Origin of the sequence: Kitasatospora indigofera, assembly GCF_014655955.1 — a bacterium.
Lineage (GTDB): Bacteria > Actinomycetota > Actinomycetes > Streptomycetales > Streptomycetaceae > Kitasatospora > Kitasatospora indigofera.
In genome coordinates this window covers 21261-46120 of sequence record NZ_BNBO01000011.1, presented here as the reverse complement: position 1 = coordinate 46120, position 24860 = coordinate 21261, and the positions used below count along the sequence as shown (strand labels likewise).

Annotated in this window: 21 protein-coding genes; 13 read left to right on the top strand and 8 right to left on the bottom strand. The window is 75.4% G+C overall.

Annotation, left to right across the window (positions count from 1 at the left end):
* Positions 1–73 precede the first annotated feature (73 nt).
* On the bottom strand, positions 74–1177 hold the full coding sequence (locus IE329_RS12745; RefSeq protein WP_190210956.1) for an SLAC1 family transporter: 1104 nt from the start codon (positions 1175–1177) through the stop codon (positions 74–76).
* A gap of 70 nt (positions 1178–1247) precedes the next feature.
* On the opposite strand from IE329_RS12745, the gene IE329_RS12740 reads away from it, so the two are divergent.
* Both IE329_RS12740 and clpB read left to right on the top strand, forming a co-directional pair.
* The gene (locus tag IE329_RS12740) at positions 1248–2156 is read left to right on the top strand and encodes a LysR family transcriptional regulator (protein ID WP_190210955.1); all 909 of its coding nucleotides are present in this window, start codon (positions 1248–1250) and stop codon (positions 2154–2156) included.
* A gap of 169 nt (positions 2157–2325) precedes the next feature.
* Entirely contained in the window at positions 2326–4932 is a 2607-nt protein-coding gene (gene clpB, locus IE329_RS12735; RefSeq protein ID WP_190210954.1) for an ATP-dependent chaperone ClpB, read from the top strand.
* Between the two features lie 100 nt (positions 4933–5032).
* Here clpB and IE329_RS12730 read toward each other — a convergent pair whose 3' ends face one another.
* Entirely contained in the window at positions 5033–5749 is a 717-nt protein-coding gene (locus IE329_RS12730; RefSeq protein WP_190210953.1) for a hypothetical protein, read from the bottom strand.
* Between the two features lie 158 nt (positions 5750–5907).
* Positions 5908–6177 (bottom strand): helix-turn-helix domain-containing protein, encoded by a 270-nt coding sequence (locus IE329_RS12725; RefSeq protein ID WP_266322549.1) that lies wholly within the window; start codon positions 6175–6177, stop codon positions 5908–5910.
* 334 nt (positions 6178–6511) lie between these two features.
* Here IE329_RS12725 and IE329_RS12720 point away from each other — a divergent pair, with 334 nt between their 5' ends.
* The 3 genes from IE329_RS12720 to IE329_RS12710 all read left to right on the top strand — a co-directional run bounded on the left by IE329_RS12720 (position 6512) and on the right by IE329_RS12710 (position 8972).
* Entirely contained in the window at positions 6512–6874 is a 363-nt protein-coding gene (locus tag IE329_RS12720) for a beta/gamma crystallin domain-containing protein (RefSeq protein WP_190210951.1), read from the top strand.
* A 129-nt stretch (positions 6875–7003) separates the two neighbouring features.
* Positions 7004–7570: a type III secretion system chaperone family protein gene (locus IE329_RS12715; RefSeq protein WP_190210950.1), complete on the top strand. Its 567-nt coding sequence runs from the start codon at positions 7004–7006 to the stop codon at positions 7568–7570.
* A gap of 241 nt (positions 7571–7811) precedes the next feature.
* The gene (locus tag IE329_RS12710) at positions 7812–8972 is read left to right on the top strand and encodes a pyridoxal phosphate-dependent aminotransferase (protein WP_190210949.1); all 1161 of its coding nucleotides are present in this window, start codon (positions 7812–7814) and stop codon (positions 8970–8972) included.
* A 15-nt stretch (positions 8973–8987) separates the two neighbouring features.
* Here the strand turns inward: IE329_RS12710 and argJ are convergent, their stop codons facing one another.
* The gene (argJ, locus tag IE329_RS12705; protein ID WP_190211040.1) at positions 8988–10142 is read right to left on the bottom strand and encodes a bifunctional glutamate N-acetyltransferase/amino-acid acetyltransferase ArgJ; all 1155 of its coding nucleotides are present in this window, start codon (positions 10140–10142) and stop codon (positions 8988–8990) included.
* A gap of 725 nt (positions 10143–10867) precedes the next feature.
* Here argJ and IE329_RS12700 point away from each other — a divergent pair.
* The 4 genes from IE329_RS12700 (at position 10868) to pyrE (ending at position 15247) form a co-directional block, all read left to right on the top strand.
* Positions 10868–11398 (top strand): DUF2617 family protein, encoded by a 531-nt coding sequence (locus tag IE329_RS12700; RefSeq protein WP_190210948.1) that lies wholly within the window; start codon positions 10868–10870, stop codon positions 11396–11398.
* Between the two features lie 109 nt (positions 11399–11507).
* Positions 11508–13286, top strand: coding sequence for a polyamine aminopropyltransferase (locus tag IE329_RS12695; protein ID WP_268257275.1), 1779 nt, complete (start codon positions 11508–11510; stop codon positions 13284–13286).
* A 166-nt stretch (positions 13287–13452) separates the two neighbouring features.
* The gene (locus tag IE329_RS12690) at positions 13453–14571 is read left to right on the top strand and encodes an SRPBCC family protein (RefSeq protein WP_190210947.1); all 1119 of its coding nucleotides are present in this window, start codon (positions 13453–13455) and stop codon (positions 14569–14571) included.
* Between the two features lie 124 nt (positions 14572–14695).
* Complete coding sequence (gene pyrE / locus IE329_RS12685; RefSeq protein ID WP_073929141.1) at positions 14696–15247, top strand: orotate phosphoribosyltransferase; 552 nt, start codon at positions 14696–14698, stop codon at positions 15245–15247.
* 214 nt (positions 15248–15461) lie between these two features.
* Here pyrE and IE329_RS12680 read toward each other — a convergent pair whose 3' ends face one another.
* Entirely contained in the window at positions 15462–16178 is a 717-nt protein-coding gene (locus tag IE329_RS12680; RefSeq protein WP_229927386.1) for a DedA family protein, read from the bottom strand.
* Positions 16179–16502: 324 nt separating this feature from the next.
* Between IE329_RS12680 and fbaA the strand changes: the two genes are divergently transcribed.
* The 3 genes from fbaA to IE329_RS12665 all read left to right on the top strand — a co-directional run bounded on the left by fbaA (position 16503) and on the right by IE329_RS12665 (position 19308).
* Positions 16503–17525 (top strand): class II fructose-bisphosphate aldolase, encoded by a 1023-nt coding sequence (fbaA, locus tag IE329_RS12675; protein ID WP_190210945.1) that lies wholly within the window; start codon positions 16503–16505, stop codon positions 17523–17525.
* A 214-nt stretch (positions 17526–17739) separates the two neighbouring features.
* Positions 17740–18171 (top strand): DUF3151 domain-containing protein, encoded by a 432-nt coding sequence (locus IE329_RS12670; protein ID WP_190210944.1) that lies wholly within the window; start codon positions 17740–17742, stop codon positions 18169–18171.
* A 180-nt stretch (positions 18172–18351) separates the two neighbouring features.
* Positions 18352–19308, top strand: coding sequence for a DUF3152 domain-containing protein (locus IE329_RS12665; RefSeq protein ID WP_229927385.1), 957 nt, complete (start codon positions 18352–18354; stop codon positions 19306–19308).
* Between the two features lie 83 nt (positions 19309–19391).
* Here the strand turns inward: IE329_RS12665 and IE329_RS12660 are convergent, their stop codons facing one another.
* Positions 19392–20612 (bottom strand): SUKH-4 family immunity protein, encoded by a 1221-nt coding sequence (locus IE329_RS12660; protein WP_190210943.1) that lies wholly within the window; start codon positions 20610–20612, stop codon positions 19392–19394.
* 3 nt (positions 20613–20615) lie between these two features.
* Positions 20616–22412, bottom strand: coding sequence for a WD40 repeat domain-containing protein (locus IE329_RS12655; protein ID WP_190210942.1), 1797 nt, complete (start codon positions 22410–22412; stop codon positions 20616–20618).
* Positions 22413–23282: 870 nt separating this feature from the next.
* Here IE329_RS12655 and IE329_RS12650 point away from each other — a divergent pair.
* Positions 23283–23921, top strand: coding sequence for an SUKH-4 family immunity protein (locus IE329_RS12650; protein ID WP_190210941.1), 639 nt, complete (start codon positions 23283–23285; stop codon positions 23919–23921).
* 41 nt (positions 23922–23962) lie between these two features.
* Here the strand turns inward: IE329_RS12650 and IE329_RS12645 are convergent, their stop codons facing one another.
* Positions 23963–24790 (bottom strand): sterol carrier family protein, encoded by an 828-nt coding sequence (locus IE329_RS12645; RefSeq protein WP_190210940.1) that lies wholly within the window; start codon positions 24788–24790, stop codon positions 23963–23965.
* Positions 24791–24860: the final 70 nt, after the last annotated feature.

Below are 24860 nucleotides of genomic sequence, written 5' to 3'. Positions count from 1 at the left end.
CCGCCGGGGCGGGGCCGCCGGGTACGCGGCGCGGGCCGGTCGCACCGGCCCCGCCCCGCAGCCTGGCCGCCGTTCAGGCCCGCAGCAGCCGGCCGCCGGCCAGCCCGCCGACCGTGCGGACGGCCGCGACCGCCCAGGCCGCGAGCAGCAGCAGGTACAGCGCCACGGCCAGACCGGCGAAGCCCGCGAAGCCGGTGTGCCGGGCGAGGCCGGCCGCGCCGGTGACGCACGTCCCGACCGGGAAGGTGAAGGCCCACCAGGTCATCGCGAACGGCATCCCGGCCCGCCAGGCCCGCAGGTTGGCGGCCGCGGCGACCAGCAGCCAGAGCATCGCGACGCCCATCACCGCGACGCCGTACAGCTCGGACAGCACCAGTGCGGCGGGCGCCAGCGCCGGGGCGGCCGGCCCGGCGGCGTCGGCCAGCTGGCCGGTCGCGGTGGTGGACTGCCCGAGCGGCCCGAGCACCAGGAACAGCGCGGGGGTGAGGGCGGGCGCGAGCGGCTTGCTGTGCAGCAGCCCGGTGATCACCACGGGCAGCAGCGCCAGGGTGGCCAGCAGGCCGGCGCCGAGCAGCGCGTAGCAGCCCTGCAGCATGGCCGTCCGCCAGCCGCCGGCCGGCAGGTACGGGACGAGCGCGGGCCCGGTGGCGGCGGCGACCAGCGGCGCCACCACCGGCAGCAGCCAGGTGGGGTTGGCGTCCTGGGCGGCGAGCCGGTGCCGGGTGATCATCAGGTAGGGGATGCCGGCCGCGACGGCCAGCGCGTACCCGGTGCCCGCCGTCCACAGCACGGCGTCGACGGCCAGTGCCGGGCCGGTGCCGATCACCCGCGGGCCGAAGGCCAGCGTCGCGTACCCGACCGCGAGCAGGGCCATCGGCGGGCAGCCGTAGAAGACGGCGGTGGCCGGGTTGTCGAAGAGGCCGGCCCGGGCGGTGGCGCGGTGCCGGGTGAGGTGGACGGCGCGCGCCACCACCAGGGCGAGCAGGGCGGCGGCCGACAGCCCCCAGAGGATCTCGCCGAAGCCGGTCAGGCCGGGCGGGCGGACGGGCAGCGCGGCCGCGCCGTTCGCCACGATGGCGGTCCCCATCACGGCGGCGTACCAGTGCGGGCCGAGTCCGGCCAGGGCGGGAGCGCGGCCGTGGCCGGTGAGCGGGCGGGTGAGGGTGAGGGTGGCCATGGCACCACCGTGCCCGGGGCGTGGTCGCGCCGGTAGCGCCCGCGCTCCTATGAGCGCATAGCCTGGGCCTATGCCTCTCTCCTCGCACGTCCCCGAGCTGGGCGCACTGGAGCTGCTGCTCGCGGTCGCGCGACTGGGCAGTGTCGGGCGGGCGGCGGCCGAGCTGGGCGTGAGCCAGCCGACCGCCAGCGCCCGGATCAAGGGCATGGAACGGCAGATCGGGGTGGCGCTGCTGGAGCGCTCGCCGCGGGGGTCGAAGCCGACCGGGGCCGGCCGGCTGGTGGTCGAGTGGGCCCGCAACGTGGTCGAGGCGGCCCAGGCGCTGGACGCCGGGATCGACGCGCTGCGCGAGAACCGGGACGCCCGGCTGCGGGTGGTGGCCAGCCTGACCGTGGCCGAGTACCTGATGCCCGGCTGGCTGCTGGCGCTGCACGGGGTCAGCCCGCAGACCTCGGTGACGCTGCGGACGGCGAACTCCGCGGACGTCGCCGGGCACGTCCTGGCCGGCGAGGCGGACCTCGGCTTCGTCGAGGGCCCGACCACGGCCGCCGGCCTGTCCGGCACGGTGGTGGCGGCCGACCGGCTGGTCGTGGTGGTCGCCCCCGACCATCCGTGGGCCCGCCGCCGCGCGCCGCTGACCGGCCCCGAGCTGGCGGCGACCGCGCTGGTGCTCCGCGAGCCGGGCTCGGGCACCCGGGAGGTGCTGGAGATGGCGCTGGAGCCGTACGGCGGCGCGGCCCGGCCGCTGATGGAGCTGGCCTCGTCGACGGCGCTGAAGGCGGCCGCGATGACCGGCGCCGGGCCGGTCTGCCTGAGCGAGCTGGCGGTGGTGGAGGAGCTGGCGACCCGCCGGCTGGTGGAGGTCCCGCTGGTGGCGGGGCTGGACCTGCGGCGTCCGCTGCGCGCGGTCTGGCCGGCCGGGCAGCGGCCGTCCGGCCCGGCCCGGGAGCTGCTGGGGCTGACCCGGCGGACCGGCTGAGGCCGCGATGCCCGTCCCCGGCCGCCGGTCCGAACTGTTCACCCGAAAGTTGAGCGGAATAGACTCAACTTAGTGCATGCTGTATTCAGCAGGAGCGACCGCTCCCCCACCCCGGGCACCGGCCCCGGCGGCCGGCCCGGCCCCCGACGTACAGGAGGACGACCCAGCAGTGGACGCCAGCAAGTTCACCACCAAGACGCAGGACGCCCTGTCCGCCGCGATCCGGCAGGCGGGCGCAGCGGGGAACCCGGACGTCAAGCCGGTGCACATCCTGCTCGCCCTGCTGGAACAGCCCGAGGGCATCGCCAAGCCGCTGCTCGAAGCCGTCGGCGCGGACGCCGGCCAGGTCACCGCCGAGGCCCGGCGCCAGCTGGCCGGGCTGCCGAGCGCCAGCGGCTCGACCGTGGCCGCTCCGCAGCTGGCCCGGGACACCCTGGCCGTGCTGACCGAGGCCGGCAAGCGCGCCGACGACCTCGACGACCAGTACCTCTCCACCGAGCACCTGCTGGTCGGCCTGGCCGCCGAGGGCGGCGCGGTGGCCGACCTGCTGAGCCGGCACGGCGCCACCCCCAAGGCGCTGCTCGCCGCCTTCAAGGACGTCCGCGGCAGCGGCCGGGTCACCTCGCAGGACCCGGAGGGCACCTACAAGGCCCTGGAGAAGTACGGCACCGACCTCACCCAGGCCGCCCGGGACGGCAAGCTCGACCCGGTGATCGGCCGCGACCAGGAGATCCGCCGGGTCGTCCAGGTGCTCTCCCGCCGGACGAAGAACAACCCGGTGCTGATCGGCGAGCCCGGCGTCGGCAAGACCGCCGTGGTCGAGGGCCTGGCCCAGCGGATCGTCGCGGGCGACGTGCCCGAGTCGCTGCGCGGCAAGCGGCTGGTCGCGCTGGACCTCAGCGCGATGGTCGCCGGCGCCAAGTACCGCGGCGAGTTCGAGGAGCGGCTGAAGGCCGTCCTGAACGACATCAAGCAGAGCGACGGCCAGGTCGTCACCTTCATCGACGAGCTGCACACCATGGTCGGCGCGGGCGCCGGCGGCGACTCCGCGATGGACGCCGGCAACATGCTCAAGCCGATGCTGGCCCGCGGCGAGCTGCGGATGGTCGGCGCCACCACCCTGGACGAGTACCGCGAGCGGATCGAGAAGGACCCGGCGCTGGAGCGCCGCTTCCAGCAGGTGATGGTCGGCGAGCCCTCGGTGGAGGACTCGATCGCGATCCTGCGCGGCCTCAAGGGCCGGTACGAGGCGCACCACAAGGTGCAGATCTCGGACGCCGCCCTGGTCGCCGCCGCCACCCTGTCCAACCGCTACATCACCTCGCGCTTCCTGCCGGACAAGGCGATCGACCTGGTCGACGAGGCCGCCTCCCGGCTCCGGATGGAGATCGACTCCTCCCCGGTGGAGATCGACGAACTCCAGCGCTCGGTGGACCGGCTGCGGATGGAGGAGCTGGCCCTGGAGAAGGAGTCCGACCCGGCCTCGATCGACCGGCTGGCCCGGCTGCGCCGCGACCTGGCCGACAAGAACGAGCAGTTGAGCGTGCTGACCGCGCGCTGGGAGCAGGAGAAGAAGAGCCTCAACCGGGTCGGCGAGCTCAAGGAGCGCCTGGACGACCTGCGCGGCCTGCTCGAACGCGCCCAGCGGGACGGCGACTTCGAGCGCGCCTCCAAGCTGATGTACGCCGAGATCCCGGCCGCCGAGCGCGAGCTCACCGAGGCCCAGGAGCGGGCCGCGGACGAGGACGCCAGCCAGTCGATGGTGAAGGAGGAGGTCGGCCCGGACGACGTGGCCGACGTGGTCTCCTCCTGGACGGGCATCCCGGCCGGCCGGCTGCTGGAGGGCGAGAGCGCCAAGCTGCTGCGGATGGAGGACGAACTCGGGCGCCGGCTGATCGGCCAGCGCGAGGCCGTCCAGGCCGTCTCGGACGCGGTGCGCCGCACCCGCTCCGGCATCGCCGACCCGGACCGCCCGACCGGCTCCTTCCTCTTCCTCGGCCCCACCGGCGTCGGCAAGACCGAACTCGCCAAGGCCCTGGCCGACTTCCTGTTCGACGACGAGCGGGCGATGGTCCGGATCGACATGAGCGAGTACGGCGAGAAGCACTCCGTCTCGCGGCTGGTCGGCGCCCCGCCCGGCTACGTCGGCTACGAGGAGGGCGGCCAGCTGACCGAGGCGGTGCGCCGCCGCCCGTACAGCGTCGTGCTGCTGGACGAGGTGGAGAAGGCCCACCCCGAGGTCTTCGACGTGCTGCTGCAGGTGCTGGACGACGGCCGGCTCACCGACGGCCAGGGCCGGACGGTGGACTTCCGCAACGCCATCCTGATCCTGACCTCCAACCTCGGGTCCCAGTACCTGATCGACCCGAGCACGCCGGAGGACCGCAAGAAGGCGCTGGTGCTGGACACCGTCCGGGCCACCTTCAAGCCGGAGTTCCTCAACCGGCTCGACGACATCGTGGTCTTCGAGCCGCTGGGCACCGCGGAGCTCAGCCGGATCGTGGACCTCCAGGTCCACAAGCTCGGCGAGCGGCTGCGCGAGCGCCGGCTCACCCTGGAGGTCACCCCGGCCGCCCGGGACTGGCTGGCCCTCACCGGCTACGACCCGGCGTACGGCGCCCGGCCGCTGCGCCGGCTGGTGCAGTCCGCGATCGGCGACCAGCTGGCCAAGGCGATCCTGTCCGGCCAGGTCCACGACGGGGACACGGTGGTGGTCGAGCTGGCCGAGGACAGCGACCGGCTGACGGTGCGCGCCCGGGGGCCGCTGGAGAAGTGACACCGCGCGCCGGGGCGGGCCGTTCCCTTCGGGGCGGCCCGCCCCGGCATTCCCCCGGCACTACCCCGGGGCGGCGCCGGCCGACGGCGCCCCGGCGGGCTCAGGACCCGGCGACGATCCGGGCGAGCTCGGCGTCCCGCGCCTCGGCCTTCCTCCGACACTCCGTCAACTGCTGCTGATGGGAGTCGATCAGCTGCTTCTGGTAGCCGGCCAGCGCCTCGAACCAGATCCCGGCCAGGTTGGTGCCGGTCGTGCAGGCGGCGTCCGAGGTCGCCGCGGCGATCTCCTCGGGCGGGACTCCGGCGGCCGCCTGCGGCCGGCCCCGGTACCGGTCCACCAGCCCCTGCGGGGTCACGCCGGGGAACCCGGCGGCGCCCATGCACCCCTGCCAGGCCGTGGTGGCCGCGGACACCCTCGGATCCTTCGCCAGCGCCGCCAGCGAGGCCGCGTAGAGCCGCCCGAGCAGCTCCGCACCGGCCTTGTCGGTGCTGTTGATCTGCTGGAACGCGCCGTCCATGCAGGCCTGCACGGCCCGCTCCTCGCCGGCCTCCAGCTCCCGGCGGGGCGGGGCGGCCCCGGGCGGCGCCCCGTGGAAGCCCTGCACGGCCGCCACCCGCTCCGGGAAGTAGCCGAAGGCGCCGGCCGGCATCGCCGAGATGTTGTCGGGCGGCGGGCCCTCGTTGAGCGCGTCGTCCCGGGTGAAGGTGGCGTAGCCGCCCTTGTGCATGCACTCGGTGATCAGCGCCCGCACGGCCTGGCCCGCCATCTCGCTCCGGCCGTCGGTCGATCCGTAGGCGGAGAGAGGGAGTTGCATCATCCCGTCGCGCCCTGAGGGGGGCGCGAGCGCGGCTCCGGCCGGCGGCGGGGTCAGGGCCGGACCGGCCGCCCGGCCGCCCTGGCCGGAGGCACAACCCGAGAGGGCGGCGAGCAGCCCGGCGCCCGCCAGGACCGATGCCGCGACCCGTGCCCGCACCTTCACGCATACGCTCCGGTCTTGAGGTTCCGGCCGGCCCGGTCGCGCTCGGCACGGGCCAGCCGGTGCAGTTCGGCCCCCTGGGCCTCGGACAACTTCCAGGTCTGGGCGAGCAGTCGGAGGGTGGAGATCCGCGGGCAGGAAACCCCGCGCTCCAGATCACGGATGGACCGCACGCTCATTCCGGAAGCCGCACCCAGGTCCTCCTGGGTCATTCCCCGGTCGAGCCGCATGCTCCGGAGCAATGCCCCCAGACAATTGCCCGTCGCCATGACAGGACCCCCCACCACTGACTCCCCCGAACCAATGAAAACCTCAACTGGACGTCCGACAGCGGAAATTGTCCTGCCGGGAGGGTTTCACCGCACGCTAACGGCATCCGGCGGCGACGGCAACGGAATGCGATCACTCAGCGCGTGACAAAGCTCACTGCCCGTGAACGTTTGGGTGCGCCGCCCGGCAGTTCCTCCGGTCAACCTCCGGTCAACCTCCTGGCCCGTGCCACCCCGCCTTGCGAGGATCCGGTCGGCCCACGCCGACCGCCGGCGGCCCGCCGGACCCGCCCCTGGGCCGGCCGGGGGAGACGCCAGGGACATCAGGAGAATCATGACCCGCCGCTGGAAGAAAGCCGCCTGCACCGCCGCGGCCGCCGCCGCCCTCACCCTCGCCGCACCGGCCACGGACGCGAGCGCGATCAACCGGGTCAACTGCGACGGCCGGTGGGACTTCGTGAACATCCTGACCACCAGCGACCACCTGTGCTTCGCCAACGACGGGTACCTGGACGTGGCGATCTACAACACGGGGGACATCTATTCGGGCAACAACGATTTCTTCTTCTACTACAGCATCTCCTCCCCCGCCGGCAGCGGCAGCCGCCACCTCCGCGCCTGGACCTGGAACAGCGGCACGTACAACGACGCCGGCCGGCGCGGGACCGTCCGCTCGGTCGAGTCGTACCGGCCCTGACCCTGGTCGGACCGGCGCGGCCGCCCCGGGGAGCCCCTGTGTCCGCGGCCCCGGATGAGGCAGGATGGGACGTGGAAGGGCGGCCTCTCATTGCCGACCACCCACGTGCACTGAGAAGAGGACCTCCCCATGAGTATCGACCCGTCGTCCATCCCTTCGTTCGGCGTCCCGCAGGGCCCGCAGGGTGGTCAGCCCGGTCAGGGCCAGCCGGCCGGCCCGCCGCCGGTCGTGGTGCCCGACCAGGCCCTCGTAGCCCAGCTGCTCGACCAGATGCAGCTGAAGCACGTGGTCGACGAGGAGGGTGACCTCACCGCCCCCTGGGACGGCTTCCGCGTCTACTACATGTTCCGTGGCGAGCAGAAGGAGCTCTTCGCGGTCCGCGCCTTCTACGACCGCTCGTACCCGCTGGAGGACAAGGGCGAGATCCTCGACCTCATCGACGAGTGGAACCGCGAGACCCTCTGGCCGAAGGTCTACACCCACACGCACGAGGACGGCGTGGTCCGCCTGATCGGCGAGTCCCAGATGATCGTCGGCACCGGCGTGAACCTGGAGTACTTCGTGACCACCACCGCCAACTGGACCCAGGCCGCGGTCGGCTTCGAGCAGTGGATCGTCGAGCGCCTCGGCCTGCAGAAGGACATCGAGGGCGACGAGGGCACTCCCGAGGGCGGCGACTCCTCCGACGAGTCCTGAGCCGCTCCGGCGCGCGTCCCGCGGGCCCGTGGCACTCGCACGGCCCGCCCCGGGGGCGGGCCGTCGTCGTGCCCGGCTCCGGCCCGCCCGGGCCCGCCCGGGCGCGCCCCGGACGTCGGCCCGGACGTCGGCCCGGACGTCGGCCCGGGCGTCGGCCCGGGCGTCGACCCGCCGGGCGGACTTGTCCCGGGCCGGGCGCTGCCCGGAGGATGATCCCGACGACAAGCCAGGAGGAGCCGGTATGGGTACCAGGCCGCTGCTGAACCGCAGGCTGCAAGGCCTCGGCACGACGATCTTCGCCGAGATGTCCGCGCTGGCCACCGCCACCGGCTCGATCAACCTCGGCCAGGGGTTCCCGGACACCGACGGGCCGCGCGAGATCGCCGAGGCCGCCGCCCGCGCCGTCCTGACCGGCCAGGGCAACCAGTACCCGCCCGGCCCGGGCATCCCCGAGCTGCGGCAGGCCGTCGCCGAGCACCAGCTGCGCTTCCACGGCCTCGGCCACGACCCCGACACCGAGGTGCTGGTCACCGCGGGCGCCACCGAGGCCATCGCCGCCGCCCTGCTCGCCCTGCTGGAGCCCGGCGACGAGGTCATCGCCCTGGAGCCCTTCTACGACTCCTACGCCGCCTGCATCGCCATGGCCGGCGCCGTCCGCGTCCCGCTCACCCTGCGCGCCCCGGCGTTCCGCCCCGACCTGGACGAGCTGCGCTCCCTGATCACCCCGCGCACCCGGCTGCTGCTGCTGAACACCCCGCACAACCCGACCGGCACCGTCCTCACCCCCGAGGAGCTGGCCGGGATCGCCGCCCTCGCCGTCGAGCACGACCTGCTGGTGGTGGCCGACGAGGTCTACGAGCACCTGGTCTTCAGCGGCGTCCACCACCCGATCGCCGCCCTGCCCGGCATGCGCGAGCGGACCGTCTCGATCTCCTCGGCCGGCAAGACCTTCTCCTTCACCGGCTGGAAGGTCGGCTGGGTCACCGCCTCCGCGCCGCTGGTGGCCGCCGTCCGGACCGCCAAGCAGTACCTCACCTACGTCAGCGCCGGCCCGTTCCAGTACGCCGTCGCCGAGGCGCTCCGGCTGCCGGACGAGTACTTCGCCGCCTTCCGCGCCGACCTGCTGCGCAAGCGCGACCTGCTCGCCGACGGCCTGGACGCGGCCGGCTTCCAGGTCTTCCGTCCGGAGGGCACCTACTTCATCACCACCGACATCACTCCGCTGGGCGAGAAGGACGGCCTGGAGTTCTGCCGCTCGCTGCCGGCCCGCTGCGGCGTGGTGGCCATCCCCAACGTGGTCTTCTACGACAACACCGACGCCGGCCGGAGCCTGGTCCGGTTCACCTTCTGCAAGCGCGACGACGTCCTGACCGAGGCGGTGGCCCGCCTGCGGCGGCTCTGACCGGGCCCGGGGCGGTCAGGTGGTGTAACCGGAGTTGAGCCCGACGTAGCCCTCGGTCAGGTCGCAGCCGTACACCGTGAAGGCGCCGTCGGCGATGCCCAGGTCGATCCGGATCACCACCTCGTCGCCGGAGAGGTACCGGCGGGCCCGCGCCAGCATCTCCTCGTCCGGCTCCTCGGGGAACATCTCCAGCTCGCCGTAGTGGATCCGGGTCCGGGACGGCTCGATGTCGAGGTCCTCGTCGAGCTTGCCGACGGCCATCGCGACCCGTCCCCAGTTCGGGTCGGCGCCGTGGACGGAGGTCTTGACCAGCGGCGAGTTCACCACGGCCTTGCCCGCCCGCTTGGCCTGGGCGGCGTCCCGCGCGCCGGTGACCCGGACCTCCAGCAGCTTGCCGGCGCCCTCGCCGTCGGAGGCGATGTCGCGGACCAGCGCGAGCGCGGCCCGGTACAGCACCTGCTCGAACCCGGCCTCGTCCACCGGCCCGGCCAGGCCGTTGGCGAACACGGCCGCGCTGTCGCTGGTGGAGGTGTCGGTGTCGATGCTGAGCGCGTTGAACGTCCGGTCGACCACCCGGCGGAAGACGGCGTCGAGCCGCTCGGGGGCGAGTTCGGCGTCGGTGAAGAAGAAGGCCAGCAGCGTCGCCATGCCGGGCTCGATCATGCCGACGCCCTTGGCGATGCCCACCACGACGGCGTCGCCGCAGCGCAGGTGGACGGACTTGGCCCGGGTGTCGGTGGTCATGATGGCGGCCGCCGCGGCCTCGAAGTCCGCCGGCGGCAGCGGCGTGGGGATCGCGGCGATGCCCTCCCGGATGCCCTCGATCGGGTACGGGCGGCCGATCACCCCGGTGGAGCCGATCACCAGTTCCTCGGGCCGGACCCCGGCCTTCGCCGCGGCGAGCCGGCGGACCTCCTCCGCGTGCGCGGCGCCGACCCTGCCGGTCGCCACGTTGGCGTTGCGGGAGACCACCACCATGCCGCGACTCCGCTGCGCGGCGGTGTCCGCGCGGCTCAGCACGACACTGGGCCCGGCGAAGCGGGACTTGGTGTACACCGCCGCGGAGACGGCGGGCACCTCGGAGACCACCACCGCGAAGTCGTGGGCCGAGTCCTTCAGCCCCATGTTCGCGGTGTACGAGCGGAACCCCTGCGGCACTGCCTGGTCCATGGCCACCCTCTTGTTGATGCATATAGATGCGACAATCAACATACATCCTCATGGCGCCGGACGCCATGGATTCATCGAGGGGCCGTCGACAGCACCGCAACTCATGCCCTGGACCAGTCACATGACATGCCACCGGCTCCGGAGCATCGAAGCCATGGGCCGACCGTGCGTCATCATGTGCATAATTATGAGCAGCCCACGCCGCCCTGGAACCGGCCGGAGCACCGCTCCCCCGGCGCGGCCCGCCTGACGCCCTGTCACATCGGACGGACCCGCCGGGACGGCCGCCCGTCGCCCCGCGGCCACGGGGCCACCGCGCCACCGCGCCACCCGGACGGCGGTACGGCACCCGGTCACCGGGAGCGGGGTGCGGCAGGCGGCGCGGATCGAACGGCGAAGGCGCGCGGAGCCAGCTGCCCGAGGGGCGCACGACCGGATTGCACGGCGCACACTCCGGTCAAGGGGGCGCACTCCGAACACAGTCACGCACCGGAGTGATCGGACTGGGGAAGCGCCGGTGCCCGAACCGGTGAATGCTTGACAAAGTTGGGTAAATCACCGACGGACCCGGCGTATTCATGCTTCTCTGCTGCTGAATCTCCAGCCGGAATCCTTCCTTCCACGGTCGGCCGCGCCCTGGACCGCACAGCCTCGAACAGCCTCGTCTTCGGCCTAGTCGGACGCTGCACGGCGGGCGCGCACGGAGCTGAAACGCGGAGCCGAGCATGCTCACCACACTGCAGACCTCCTACACCGACACCCGCGCCGGTGACCTGGCCTGGTGCCTGGGCGGCGAACCGCTGCCCGCACTCGCCGTCCGCGACCTGAGAATCGGCGGCGTCCGCGGACCAGGACCCGCCGGAACGCTGCAGCTGCGCCTGCTCGGCGCCTCCCACCAGGTCCTGATCGCGGCCGGGCCCGGCGAGTGCCTGGAGACGGTCGCCTGCCTGCCGGGCCGGCGCACCCCGCTGCCCGCCCGGGTCGCCAAGCAGGTCGCAGGCTGGGAGTACGAGTTCGCGGCCCGGATCGAGGCGATGCCGCCGCACGACTTCGCCGCCCGCGCCCAGGAGCTGCTGGCCCTGGTCGAGGGCCACCCGCGCGGCCTCGCCGGGGTCTTCCCCGGCGACCCGAGCGCCTTCACCGCCCTGATGACCCAGGGCGACGCCGACCGGCTGCTCTGGCGCACCTGGCACGCCTACCCGCAGGAGGGACGGCTGGTGTGCACCCGCTCCTCGCTGGTGGTCCGCGGCCGATGACGGGGACCACCCCCGATTCGCACGCAGGAACGATCCGTCAACCGGACGCACCGCGCTGTCCCACGGACGGACGCAGCCATCCGCATCATCCGTCGCCTAGCGTTTGTTCGTGATCAACCATCCGGCGGGTCCACCCGCTCAGCCGGTTCTCGACCCGAGCCCCGACCCGGCCGCCGGCCCCGGCGGCCCCGGCGCCGACGGCCGCCCCGCGCGGCCCGGCCCGGCCGGGAGCCGACGGGCCCCGCGCCGTCGCAGCCGGCCGCGGACCCGGCCGGGCCCGGCCCGGACGGCGGTGCTGCTGGCCGCCTTCGTCTGCGCGGCCTGCGGCCTGGTCTACGAGCTGGAACTCGTCGCCCTCGGCAACTACCTGATCGGGGACTCGGTCACCCAGACCTCCGTCGTGCTCTCCGTGATGGTGTTCGCGATGGGCCTCGGCTCGTTGCTGGCGAAGCGGTTCACCCGGCGCCCGGCCAGCGCCTTCGCCCTGGTCGAGTGCGCGCTCGCGCTGGTGGGCGGGCTGTCGGTACTCACCCTGCACGCCTGGTGGGCCAGGTTCGGCGGCTACCAGGCCGCGATCGTCGCCCTGACCGGGCTGATCGGCGTCCTGATCGGCGCCGAGATCCCGCTGCTGATGACCCTGATCCAGCGGATCCGCCGGGAGGACGCCGGCCGCGCCGTCGCGGACCTGTTCGCCGCCGACTACGTGGGCGCCCTGGTCGGCGGGCTGGCCTTCCCCTTCCTGATCCTGCCCGCCTTCGGCCCGGCCGCCGGCGCGCTGGCCACCGGTGCGGTCAACGCCGTCGCGGGCGGCGCCGTGGTGCTCTGGCTGTTCCGCGACGAACCCGAGCCCCGGGCCCGCGCCCTGCTCTGGACGGGCTGCGGCCTCGTCCTGGTCACCCTCGCGGCCGCGGCCGCCTGCTCCGGCGCGATCGAGCGGGCCGCCCGGCAGGCCCTCTACGGCGCGCAGGTCCGCTTCGCCGCCCAGAGCCGCTACCAGGAGATCGTGCTCACCGGCCCGGCCGGTGCCCGCCCCGGCACGGACACCGGCACCGGCACCGGCACGGACCCGGCCCAGCCCTTGCGGCTCTACCTGGACGGCCGGCCCGCCGTCTGCGGCCCCGACGAGTACCGGGACAACGAGGCGCTGGTCCACCCGGCCATGGGCACCGGCCCGGACGCCCGGGTGCTGCTGCTCGGCGGCGGCGACGGGCTGGCGCTGCGCGAGGTGCTGCGGCACTCGGGGGTGCGCAGCGTCCGGCTGGTCGAGCTGGACCCGGCGCTGACCGGCCTGGCCCGGACCGACCCGGCACTCGCCGCGCTGGGCGGGCACTCGCTGGACGACCCCCGGGTGCGGATCACCCACGCCGATCCGCTGGAGTGGCTGCGCAGCCCGTCCGGCGGGCGGGCCGCGGGCCCGTTCGACGTGGTCCTCTCCGGCCTGCCGGCGCCGCCCGAGGCCCGCGGGGCCAAGTTCCAGTCCCAGGAGTTCCTCGGGCTGGCCGCCCGGGTGCTCGCCCCGGGCGGGCGGCTCGCCGTCCGGGCCGGCTCGTCGGAGGCCGGGCTCTGGCCGGTCGAGTCGGGCCTGCGGGCGGCCGGCCTGCAGACCCTGCCGTACGGGATCGCGGCCGGTCCGGCCACCGGCTGCGGCCCGGCCCGCCCGCAGGGGTTCCTGCTGGCCGCCGCCGGGCGGCCCGGCCTCGCCCTGGCCGCGGACGCGCCGCTCCCCCGTTCGCTCACCGAGGCCGGCCTGCGCGCCGCGGCCGAACGCCTGGCGGCCGCCCGGCCGGCCCGGGCACCGGCCGCGTCGACCGTGCTCGGCCTGCGCCGGCAGCCGCCCGCAGGACCGGACCGCCGCAGGACCGGACCGCCGCAGGGCGAGGGCCGGTGATGACGGGGGGCCGGTGGTGAAGGGGGGCCGGTGGTGACGGTGGCCGGTTCCGACGGTGGGCCGGGGCGGCCTCCGGAGGCTCCGCGGGGGCCGCCGGGGCGGTCCGTCACCGGCGCACGGGCCCGGACACCGCTCACAACCCGCGCCGGTGGGTAGGCTCGCAGACATGGAGCATGAGGTTGTCGTCCCGATGCCGGCCGCACTGGTCCGGCAGGCCCTGCAGGATCCGGCCCTGCTGGCACGCTGCGTCCCCGGTCTGAGCACCGAGCCGGCCGCCGCGGGCAGCGGGCAGGCCGAGGAGATCAGCGGCCGGCTCAGGCTGCGGATCGGCACCTCGACGATCACGTACCGGGGCGTGCTGTCCCTGATCGAGGGCCGCGAGGGCGTCCTCACCGCGTTCGCCGAGGGCCAGGAGGCGCGGGGCAGCGGCGAGGCCACCGCGACCGTCCGGATCGCGGTCCGCCCGGGCGGCGGCGCCGACAGGGACGGCGGGAGCGACGAGCCTGCGGCCGACAGCGCCACCGCGACCGTCCGGTTCACCGGCGACCTGAGCGCGACCGGGCGGCTGGACGAGTTCGACGCGGAGACCCTCGCCGCCACCGGACGCCGCCTGCTGGACCGCTTCGCGGCCGCACTGTCCTCCGCGGGCGACGGCCTGCCGGAGGAGGACGAGGGCGAGGAGCCCGAGGAGGAGGCCGCCGAGGGCCCCGGCGCCACCGTGCTGTTCCTGGAGGACCGGGCCCAGGCCGCCGACGAGGCCGGCGGCGAGGCCGGGCCCCCGGCCGAGGACGCGGACGGCGGCGAGGGCGGGACGGAGAGCGGTGACGCGGGCGCGGCTGCGGCTGCGGCGGCGGCCGACGCGGCCTTCGAGGAGGCCTTCGACGGCGACTCGCTGGACGACGACCTGTCCGACCTGATCGCCTTCACGGACGCCGACGCCGAGCGCTTCGGGCTGCCCACCGGTGCCGGGGAGGAGACCGGGCAGCCGGCCAACGCCTCCGCCGACCTGCCCTACGACTACGACCAGGACCAGGCGCTCTCCGGCCCGGTGCGCCGCAGCATCGTGGGCCGCTCCGCCGAGGAGGTCGACCACGCCCCGCCGCGCGGCCGGTACGCCCCGGCCCTGCCGGCCCGCAGCGCGCGGGCCCGGGCCGCCTCCCGGTGGGGCGGCGACGCCGGCGGCGCCGTCCCGGGCGGCCGGGCCGCCGTCCCGTGGGTGATCGGCGGCGGGGTCGTCCTGCTGGGCGGAGCGGTGGTGCTCGTCCGGGCGCTGCGCCGGCGCTGAGGCCGGGCCGGACCGCCGGACCGTCCGGCCGGACCGCCGCCGGGCCTGACGCCCGCCCGGCCCGGCACGGCCGGGTGACCCGGCGGGCGGTCCCGCCGCGGGACGGCCTCTAGACTGGCTGTTCATGAGCAACGACCTGAGCAACGACCGCGACGCCCTGCTGGCACAGATCAAGGACAAGGCCGTCGTGCACGGCAAGGTCACCCTCTCCTCCGGGCTGGAGGCCGACTACTACGTCGACCTGCGCCGCATCACGCTGGACGCCGAGGCGGCGCCGCTGGTCGGCAAGGTCATGCTGGACGCGACCGCCGACCTGGACTACGACGCGGTGGGCGGCCTGACCCTGGGCGCCGACCCGGTGGCCGCCGCGATGCTGCACGCCGCCGGCGCCCGCGGCCGCAAGCTGGACGCCTTCGTGGTCCGCAAGGCGGGCAAGGCCCACGGCCTGCAGCGCCGGATCGAGGGCCCGGACGTGAAGGGCCGCCGGGTGCTGGCCGTGGAGGACACCTCCACCACCGGCGGCTCGGTGCTCACGGCCGTCGAGGCGCTGCGGGAGGCCGGCGCCGAGGTGGTCGGCGTCGCGGTGATCGTGGAGCGCGGCGGCGAGGAGGCGGTCCGGGCGACCGGCCTGCCGTACCGCACCGCGTACAACCTGGCCGACCTCGACCTGGGCTGAGCCCGCCGCACCACCGGCACCGCGAGCCGCGCCGCACGCACCCGCGCCACCGGGCCCGCCGACGACCGGCGCCGGTGCCCGCGCCGTGCGGTGCGAACGGCGGCCGGGCGCGTACGCACGAGAAGGCCCCGCTCTGTTTCACGTGAAACAGGGCGGGGCCTTCTCGTGCGTACGGCGGGGCCGTCCGGCGGGAGCCGGGGCACCCGCGCGGCGGTCAGCCGCGGCGGTGACGGCCGCCGGACTGCACCGCGTCGACCTCCTCGGCCGCCACCGGCCCGCCGGCCTTCTTCTTGCGCTCGCGCATCACCTCGACCAGGACCGGCGAGATCGACAGCAGGACGATCAGCAGCACGGCGGGGATCAGGTACTTGTCGATCACCGGCGCCAGCGCGTCGCCGAAGAAGTAGCCGATCAGCAGCATCGACTCGGTCCACAGGACACCGCCGACGACGTTCCACAGCAGGAAGGTCTTGGCGGGCATCTGCAGGGTGCCGGCCACCGGGTTGAGGAAGGTCCGCACGATCGGCATGAAGCGGGCCAGCACCACGGCCTTGCCGGGGCCGAACTTCTCGAAGTACTCCTCGGCCTTGAGCACGTACTCGCGGCGGAAGATCTTCGACTCCGGCTTGTCGAACATCCGGGGGCCGACCCTGACCCCGATCAGGTGGCCGAGCTGCGCACCCGCGACGGCCGCGAGCGGCGCGCCGATCAACAGCGCGGCGATCGGCAGCCGGGCGCCCTCGCCGAGCACCGAGGAGGCCGCGCTGGAGGAGGCGACGCCGGCCAGGATCAGCAGGGAGTCACCGGGGAAGAAGAACCCGACCAGCAGGCCGGTCTCCGCGAAGATGATCGCGATCAACCCGATCGCGCCGAGCGACGAGATCAGCGATTTGGCGTCGAGCAGGTTGACGGCGAGCTGGTTGTAGTCCACGGCCGCAGGATAGCGGGCCATCCTTGGCGGAGTCCTCAGCCTCCGGGGCGGCGACGGGTCATCCGTTCGTAGCATGCGGGGGCCGGGCGTCCGACTGGCGGGCCCTTGGTGGACCGCGGGGGCAAGTCTGGGAAGATGGCACCGGCGTCCGGCCCGTGGTAGCGAACACCCTCTTCGTGACACCGCGGCGGCAGCCCCGAAGCCCGGTACCAGAAAGCCGTGTCGCAGAGCCGCGTCGGCCCCGGTACCTCAGGTCGTACCGAAGGCGTACACAGCGTCGGACATCACCGTCCGTACGCCGCAACCCGACAGGAGCGGATTCGCATGCCCATCGCAACTCCCGAGGTCTACAACGAGATGCTGGACCGGGCCAAGGCGGGCAAGTTCGCCTACCCGGCCATCAACGTCACCTCGACGCAGACCCTGCACGCGGCCCTTCGCGGCTTCGCCGAGGCGGAGAGCGACGGCATCATCCAGATCTCCACCGGTGGTGCGGAGTTCCTGGGTGGCCAGCACAACAAGGACATGGTGACCGGCGCCGTCGCGCTGGCCGAGTTCGCCCACATCGTGGCCGCGAAGTACGACATCACCGTCGCGCTGCACACCGACCACTGCCCCAAGGACAAGCTGGACGGCTACGTCCGCCCGCTGCTCGCGATCTCCGCCGAGCGCGTCGCCAAGGGCCAGAACCCGCTGTTCCAGTCGCACATGTGGGACGGCTCGGCCGAGACCCTCGCCGACAACCTGTCCATCGCGCAGGAACTGCTGGCCCAGGCCGCCGCCGCCAAGATCATCCTTGAGGTCGAGATCACCCCGACCGGCGGCGAGGAGGACGGCGTCTCGCACGAGATCAACGACGAGCTGTACACCACCGTCAACGACGCCGTCCGCACCGCCGAGGCCCTCGGCCTGGGCGAGAAGGGCCGCTACCTGCTGGCCGCCTCGTTCGGCAACGTGCACGGCGTGTACAAGCCGGGCAACGTCGTCCTGAAGCCGGAGCTGCTCGCCGAGCTGCAGGCCTCGATCGGCAAGCAGTACGGCAAGCAGGACCCGTTCGACTTCGTCTTCCACGGCGGCTCGGGCTCCACCGCCGAGGAGATCGCCACCGCGCTGGAGAACGGCGTCGTGAAGATGAACCTCGACACCGACACCCAGTACGCCTTCACCCGCCCGATCGCGGACCACATGTTCCGCAACTACGACGGCGTGCTGAAGGTCGACGGCGAGGTCGGCAAGAAGAACACCTACGACCCGCGCACCTGGGGCAAGCTGGGCGAGGCCGGCATGGCCGCCCGCGTCGCCGAGGCCGCCCAGAGCCTGCGCTCGGCCGGTACCCGCCTGAAGTAGTCCGGCCGGCCCGCGACGAGCAGGCCCGACCGAACCGCGCGCCCCCGGCCCGGACACCACGTCCGGGCCGGGGGCGCGGTGCGTTCCGGGCGTGGTGCTTTCCCGGCCCGGCACGTTGCGGGCGCCGGTCCGGGCGGGCCGCGCCGGGCGGACCGGCCCGGAACCGGCACACCGTGGCCACGGCCCCGGCGTCCGCTGATGGTTCACTGGGGGCATGAGCGCACACGAGAACCCCTTCGCGGGCCAGAACCTCCTCGGCGGCCCGGCCCCGACCCACCTGCCCGTCGAGACCGCTCCGCTGGAGCTGCTGGCCGGCGGCGCCTCCCCCGCCGAGGTGGCGGCGAAGTACCCCACCTCCTCCCTCGCCTGGGCCCAGCTCGCCGACGACGCCTTCGTCGCGGGCCGGGTCGTCGAGTCCTACGCCTACGCCCGGACCGGCTACCACCGCGGGCTCGACTCGCTGCGCCGGGCCGGCTGGAAGGGCCACGGCCCGGTGCCGTGGGAGCACGAGCCGAACCGCGGCTTCCTGCGCGCGCTGCACGCCCTCGGGCGCGCGGCCGCCGCGATCGACGAGAAGGGCGAGGCCGAGCGCTGCGCGCAGTTCCTGCGGGACAGCTCGCCGACCGCCGCCGACACCCTGGGCTGACCACCCGGCGCGCCGCGCCCCCGCCGTCCGGCCGTCCAGCGGCCAGCCGGCGGGGGCTTCGTGCATACCGGGTATGTGGACAGCGGTGCCGCGGCCGTGCCAAGGTGAAGGCGCGACGGGGGCGCGCAGCAGGTTTCGCACGCCTCCTCGGCCCTGCCCCCGGACCAGGAAGCGTACGCCGTGCGAACTGCCCCACCCGCCCCGAACACCGCGCGGCCCGGACGTGGCCGACGACGGCGGGCCCGGCGGGGACGGGGCCCCGGCGCAGCCGTCCTGCTGGCCGTCGCTACCGTCCTCCTCGGCGGCACGGTCTACGCCCTCGCCCGGCCCCTCGGCCCCGACGGACCGGCCACCCCCGCCGCCGCGCAGCCGCCGGCCGCCGCGGCCCCCGTTGGTACGCCCGGGGCCGGACCCTCGGGGGACGCGAAGTCCCAGGACGACCGGCCCGCCGGCGACCCGCCGGCGACCGCCGCCCCCGCACCGTCGCACAGCGCCGAGCCGCACCCGGCCGGCAGCCCGCCCGCCCCCTCCCCGACCGTGACGGCGTCCACGCCCGCCCCGCCGGCCGCCGGCCCGGTGCACGGCTCGGGGACCTTCACCGTCGCCGGCGCCGCGGGCGACCAGGTCGGCACCGGCACCGTCCGCCGCTACCGGGTCGAGGTCGAGGACGGCAGCGGGGTCGACCCGCAGGCCGCCGCCGCCCAGATCCGCGGCATCCTGGCGGACCGGCGGGGCTGGACGAACGACGGCCGCAACGCCTTCCAGCCGGTCGCCTCCGGCCCGTACGACTTCACCGTGAAGATCGCCTCGCCCGACACCGTGGACCGGATCTGCGGCGCGGCCGGGCTGGACACCCACGGCGAGGTCAACTGCAACGTCGGCGACCAGGTGGTGGTCAACGTCAAGCGCTGGAACACCGGCTCGCCGCAGTTCGACGGGCCGATCGACGAGTACCGCGCGCTGATCGTCAACCACGAGGTCGGGCACCGGATCGGCCACGGGCACGAGACCTGCCCGGGCAAGGACAAACCGGCCCCGGCGATGATGCAGCAGATCTACGGCCTCAAGGGCTGCCGGCCCAACGCCTGGCCGTACAGCGCGGAGGGCGGCTACCTCGGCGGCCCGGCCGTGCCCTGAGCCGCGGGCGTCCCCCGGCCTTCCCCTGAGCCGCGGGCGTCCCAGGCCGGAGCCGCGCCCGGGCGGGCGGGGCTCCCGGCCGGTCAGCCGATCAGTCCGCCCATGTGCCCGTCCTCGGCCAGGCCGCGCCAGGGCCGCCGCTCGGACGCGAAGGCCGCCGGATCGATCTCCGCCAGCAACTCCTCCAGCAGCCCCTCCAGCAGCGCCGACGGATCGAAGACCCGCCGGCCGCCGCGTCGGGGCCCGGCCGCGCCGCGCCCGTGCTCCGCCCGGATCCGGTCCACCGTCCAGCACATGAGGAGCAGCGCCGAGAGGTCCTGGTTCAGGTAGGCCTCCGGCCAGCCCTCCTCGCCGTCCCCGGCCGTCACCTCGACCCGCCCGGTCCGGCCGTCCAGCACGATCCCGCAGTCGTAGGGCCAGCCGCCGATCCGCAGGAAGTCCCGCTGGTGCGGGCGGTCGTCCTCGGCCTCGTCCAGGTCCTCGTCGAACCGCCACGGCTCGGCCTCGGCCAGCGGGAGGAGCTGCCGCGACACGTCCCGGAGCAGGCGGTGGCCCGCCGGCAGCCCGAGCTCGGTGAGCAGCCGGCCGGTCGGGCCGTGGGTCAGCGCGGCCGGCAGCCCCGCCGCCGGGTGGCGCACCGGCTCGCCGAGCTCGGCCACCAGCTCCGGCGCCAGGTCGAAGGCGAGCCCCGTGCCGTCCCCGCGCGAGGCGCCCCAGCGCAGCCCCTCGGCCCGGACGAGCGTGCTCCAGTACGGCGCCGAGCCGTCCGTGCCGAACGGCGCCGGGTCCAGCTCCCGCATCCGCTCCTCGGCCGCCGCGATCACGCGGCGGCAGGCCGCCGGCCCGCGCCGGAGCGGCCCGGCCGCGGGATCGGCGGCGCCCCGCCGCAGGGCGACCGCCTCCCGCAGCAGACGGACCAGGCCGGCCAGGCCGGAGGCGATCAGCTCCAGGTCCGGCTCCGCCGGGGGCCCCGGACGCCGGGTGGCCAGGTGGACGGCTCCACCGACCGCGTCCAGCACCAGCAGGCCGTCCCCGTACGCGGGCGCGCCGATCACCAGCAGCCGCCCGCCGTCCAGGACGTCCTCGCCGAGCACCGCGGACAGCGTCGGCCAGGGGGCCACCGCGTCGGCGTCCAGCTCCAGCCCCGCCGCGCGCAGCGGGAGCCCCACCCGGGTCAGGAAGCGCCGGCTGGGCTCGTGGACCAGCGCGCCGGGCAGCAGCCCGGCCGGCAGCCGGCGAACCTCGGCCGGCCCGAACCAGTCGTCCAGGTCCCGCGCCGTCACCGGCGCCCGCAGGCCGTCCATCCGCTACCCCGCCCCGAGTCGCACGGCCACCGGCCCCTCGGGCCCGCCGATCACCAGCAGCCCGCCCGCCAGCGCCAGCGACCAGACCGGGGACCCGAGCCGCAGGTCGAGGACGCCGTCCGGGTCGTCCGGCCACCGCACCCTGACCAGTCCGTCCTCCCAGGCCGCGGCCACCACCGGCCCGGCCGCGCCGATCCCGGCGGCGACCGCCGTCACCGGGCCCTCGCGCCGGTCGAGAGGGCCCGGCATCGGCTCCGAACGCGGGCCCCAGAGCCGGACGACGCCGTCGAAGCCACCGCTCACCAGCAGCGGGAAGCCCTCGTCGGACACCCCGTCACCGTCCACCGCGGCCCCGGCGAGCGCGGTCACCGGGCCCTGGTGCAACTGCTCCCGGCGCACCACGCCGTCCTCGTCCCAGCACACGCCGCCGGCCACGTCGCCGACCGCCGGCGCGGCGCCGGACAGCCCCGGGACGGCCGCGAGCGTGCTGAGCTCGCCGGCCGCCGCGGCGCGCAGCCGCTCCAGCGCCCCGCCCAGGGCGTACGGGTCGAGGCCGGGCCCGGGCCGCGGCGGCGCCAGCAGTTCGGTGCGGCCGCCGGCGTCGAGCAGCACGACCGTCCCGCCCGGTGTCGCGGCGAGCGCGCGCAGCGGCCGGGGGCCGGGCACCAGCAGGCTCCCCGGGCGGCCGGTGGCCGCGTCCACCGTCCGTACCGCGCCGGTCGGGCCGGCCAGCAGCACCTGCCCGGCGTGGGCGCCGAGCCCGGCGGCCAGCGCGGTGACCGGCCCCGGCCAGGCGTCCCCGGCGGACGGCCAGAGCGCCCAGGCGCCGGCCCAGGCGGCGGGTACGGCGGACAGCCTGGCGACGGCGGCCTCGTCCACGCCGAGCAGCCGCGCCCGCAGGGTGGCGGCCCGCTGGGCGGGGTCGGCCTGCTCCACCAGCGCCGGGCCGGCCGCCCACCAGGCCCGGGCGACGGTGCCGTCCTCGCCCTCCAGCGCGGCCGTGACGGCCACCGGCCCGGCCAGCACCAGCAGCAGCGGGTCGGCCTGCATCCGGCCCGCGCCGCCCTCGCGGGCCGCGGCGGTCCAGAACTCGGAGAGCAGGTCCTGCTCCGTCCGCAGCAGGTCGGGCGTGCCGTCGGGGCGGACCGGGATCCGGGCCGCCAGTTCACCCAGCGCGGCCGGCCGGGGCCGCTCCGAACGCCCCAGCGCGGCGGCCGCGTTGGGGTACGCCCCGGGGTCACCGCCGTGCCCGAGGCACCAGGCGCCGAAGCGTTCGCGGTCGGTCCACTGCGGGTCGTCCAGCTCCATCACGGCCGGCGCCGGGCCGGGGCCGAAGGCCGCCGCGCCGGGGCTGCCGGTGACCGCCTCGACCACCAGCCGGACCTGCGGCAGCTCCAGCAGCGGTCGCAGCAGCCCGGTCACCAGGGCGGCCGGGTCGGCCGCCCGGTTGAGCCCGGGGACGCAGATCACCGTGGGCCGGCCGTCCTCGGCCAGCGCGGCCGTCAGCTCCTGCGCCGTCCGCGCGGACAGGCCGAGCCGGACGCCGAGCGACCAGACGGCGGAGCTGAGGGAGTGGCCGGCGGCGGGCAGCACGGCCCTGATCCGCCGGGCGGCCGGGGTCTCCGGCCGGGTGCAGCCGGTCGCCAGCCAGTCCAGCAGGTGGCTCTTGCCGACGCCCGGCGGGCCGGACACCCGGCACAGCCGGGGCGCCCGGGCGTCGTCCAGCCACCCGAACAGGGCCAGCCCGGCCGGGTGGCGGCCCGCCAGGAGGGGCGGGATCCGCCGGCCGTCCGTCGTCATGCCTGCCCCTGTCCGTCCCGGCTGCCGGCCCGCAGGAGACCGCCGTGCCGGGGCGGGCGTCCGTCGGGCAGCACGCTCTCCCATCAACGCTACGAGCATACTTACTGGGCGTCAGCCGGTCCGGCCGGGCCGCAGGGTCATGACAGCCGAGGGCCCGGCGAGGCGAAGCCGCGCCGGCGCCGGCACCCGCTCCGCCCGCACGCGGACTCCCCCGACGAACCGCCCCCGCACCATCACCGTGGCCGATATCCGGCAACCGGCCGGAATGCCCGCCCGGCAGGGAAATCCAGCCGCCGAAGCCCCCGGGGCCGCCCGGCATTCGCCGGTGAATGCGGCGCACCCGCCCGCTCCCACCGGAATGCACGAAGGATTCGCCGGCCCGATCACGGGCCGCCGGGACGGCGGGCCGCACCGGCCACCTCCGCGAGCAGCACCGACAACCCCTCGGACGACACCGGCCGCATCCACGGGTGCCACCTGGAACTCGGGCGGGAATCACCGGGGCGAAATCCACCGACCGCGCCAATTCCGCCGGGGGCCACCCGACGGGCGGGCCGGACCCAGCCCTCCCGGGCCACGGCGGAACTCCCGGGCATTGCGGGGCGGATTCCCGGGAATGGCCGGCCGGGGTGAAGTCGGGGCGGGCGGGCGGGCCCGCTCCGGACCGGCCCGCCCGCGCCCGGCCGTCGCCGCCGGCCGCGCCGCCCGGCACCGCAACTCCCCCTTGCCCACGGCTTGCAGGGTGGTAACGTCCGGATGAAGCATCACCTGGACCGCCTCTCGCGAGAGGCACGGAGTCCGGTGCCCGCAGGCCCCCGACCCCGCCCCGGAGAGCAGCAGAGGAGCGCCATGGCCCGGGTCACTCCCGAGATGTTCGATTCGGTATTCGCCGCCGACCAGCTCGTCCGGATTCCCGGCGAATCCGTACCCGTACGGATCACGCACGGCCCCTCGCGGGAGTACTTCACCGGGACCGGGTTCCCGCTGGTCCGGAACTGGCTCTACCGCTCACCGGTGGACGAACCGTCCGGCGAGTTCTCCGACCTCGGGACGCTCCGGCCCGAACTCGACGAATTCATCGACATTCCGGGCGGCGCCAAGGAATGGCTCCTCGTCGGGCGCCTCGGGCCCGACCTGCTGATGCTGGACGGGGCAAGCGGTCGGGTACATGCCATATTGAACGGCTCGGACGAGATCACGCCCGCGCACGAGAGCCTCCAGGAACTGGGCTTCTTCCTCTATGTGATGCAACGCGAGCGGGCGCTCTTCTACGGCCCGTACGAGGACACCGACCGGAGCGAGGACGTCCGCGGGGCCATCGACCAGGTCCGCGAGGAGCTTGCCGCGGCCGGGCCCGACGCCTTCACCGCCCCCGGGGGCAGCTGGCCCCGGCTGCTGCGGGAGTTCAAGGACGAGTGGGTCGAGTACGCCCCGGCGGGGGGCGGACAGCACGCCGGCACGTCGTACCCCGGCGAGCACGGCTGGTGGGTGCCCCCGCACCCCGCCTGACCCGGCCGCCGGACCGCCCGCGCCCAGATCATGACGGACCGTCAGTTCAGCACGGGGAGCAGGCCGCCGAGGTCACTGCGCTCACCGCTCGCCGAGACCAGGGCCTCCTCGACGGCGGCCGCCCAGCCGGTCCGCCCGGTGGCCAGCCGGATCCAGGTCAGCGGGTCGGTCTCGACGACGTTCGGCGGCGTGCCCCGGGTGTGCCTGGGCCCCTCCACCGCCTGCACCACCGCGTACGGCGGCACCCTCAACTCCACCGCCCCGCCGGGCGCCTGGGCGGCCAGCGCGTCGGCCAGCAACCGGACCACCGCCGCCACGGCCTGCCGGTCGTGGGCGAAGGCCGGCAGACCGAGCGCGTCCGCCAGGTCGTCGGCGTGCACGACGGTCTCCACCAGCCGGGTGACCAGCATGTCGGAGAGCAGCATCGAGCCCAGCCGGATCTCGAACCTCCTGGCCGGGTCGGCCACTTCGGGGCCCGCCAGCAGCGCGAGCAGTTCCTCGGCCGCGTCGTCGAACCCGGCCGCCACCTCGGCCGGGGAGCCGTCGAAGGCCTTCGCGGTGTACTCCCGGGTGCCGGCGTCCAGCAGCGGCGCCACCGTGCCCACCCCCGCGACCCACTGCGCCAGGCTCAGGGCCGGCGCACCGCGCAGCGGTTCCCGGACGTGCCGGGGCACCCAGGCGATCTGCAGGGCGAGATGGGCCACCAGCTCCCGCACCCGCCACTCCCCCAGCCGGGTCGGGCGGGCGAGCCGCCGCTCGGCGTCCGGGCCGGCGCACAGCTCGTGGACGGTGGCGCGGAGCGCCCCGACCTGGGCGGCCAGCGCGGCGCGCACCTTCACGGGGTCGTAACTGCGGGTCTTCGGCGGCATACCGGCAGGCTATCGCCCCCGGCCGAACGGCCCCAGGACGGCGGGGAACCGCCGGGGACGAGCCGAGGAG

Excerpts from the sequence above, each read along its gene's own strand:
- IE329_RS12650 (WP_190210941.1), top strand. The coding sequence starts at position 23,283 with ATGTTCGATTCGGTATTCGCCGCCGACCAGCTCGTCCGGATTCCCGGC.
- IE329_RS12655 (WP_190210942.1), bottom strand. The coding sequence starts at position 22,412 with ATGACGACGGACGGCCGGCGGATCCCGCCCCTCCTGGCGGGCCGCCAC.
- IE329_RS12700 (WP_190210948.1), top strand. The coding sequence starts at position 10,868 with ATGCTCACCACACTGCAGACCTCCTACACCGACACCCGCGCCGGTGAC.
- IE329_RS12710 (WP_190210949.1), top strand. The coding sequence starts at position 7,812 with ATGGGTACCAGGCCGCTGCTGAACCGCAGGCTGCAAGGCCTCGGCACG.
- IE329_RS12645 (WP_190210940.1), bottom strand. The coding sequence starts at position 24,790 with ATGCCGCCGAAGACCCGCAGTTACGACCCCGTGAAGGTGCGCGCCGCG.
- argJ (WP_190211040.1), bottom strand. The coding sequence starts at position 10,142 with ATGGACCAGGCAGTGCCGCAGGGGTTCCGCTCGTACACCGCGAACATG.
- fbaA (WP_190210945.1), top strand. The coding sequence starts at position 16,503 with ATGCCCATCGCAACTCCCGAGGTCTACAACGAGATGCTGGACCGGGCC.
- IE329_RS12720 (WP_190210951.1), top strand. The coding sequence starts at position 6,512 with ATGACCCGCCGCTGGAAGAAAGCCGCCTGCACCGCCGCGGCCGCCGCC.
- IE329_RS12690 (WP_190210947.1), top strand. The coding sequence starts at position 13,453 with ATGGAGCATGAGGTTGTCGTCCCGATGCCGGCCGCACTGGTCCGGCAG.
- IE329_RS12715 (WP_190210950.1), top strand. The coding sequence starts at position 7,004 with ATGAGTATCGACCCGTCGTCCATCCCTTCGTTCGGCGTCCCGCAGGGC.
- IE329_RS12725 (WP_266322549.1), bottom strand. The coding sequence starts at position 6,177 with ATGGCGACGGGCAATTGTCTGGGGGCATTGCTCCGGAGCATGCGGCTC.
- IE329_RS12745 (WP_190210956.1), bottom strand. The coding sequence starts at position 1,177 with ATGGCCACCCTCACCCTCACCCGCCCGCTCACCGGCCACGGCCGCGCT.
- pyrE (WP_073929141.1), top strand. The coding sequence starts at position 14,696 with ATGAGCAACGACCTGAGCAACGACCGCGACGCCCTGCTGGCACAGATC.
- IE329_RS12660 (WP_190210943.1), bottom strand. The coding sequence starts at position 20,612 with ATGGACGGCCTGCGGGCGCCGGTGACGGCGCGGGACCTGGACGACTGG.
- IE329_RS12730 (WP_190210953.1), bottom strand. The coding sequence starts at position 5,749 with ATGATGCAACTCCCTCTCTCCGCCTACGGATCGACCGACGGCCGGAGC.
- IE329_RS12740 (WP_190210955.1), top strand. The coding sequence starts at position 1,248 with ATGCCTCTCTCCTCGCACGTCCCCGAGCTGGGCGCACTGGAGCTGCTG.
- IE329_RS12670 (WP_190210944.1), top strand. The coding sequence starts at position 17,740 with ATGAGCGCACACGAGAACCCCTTCGCGGGCCAGAACCTCCTCGGCGGC.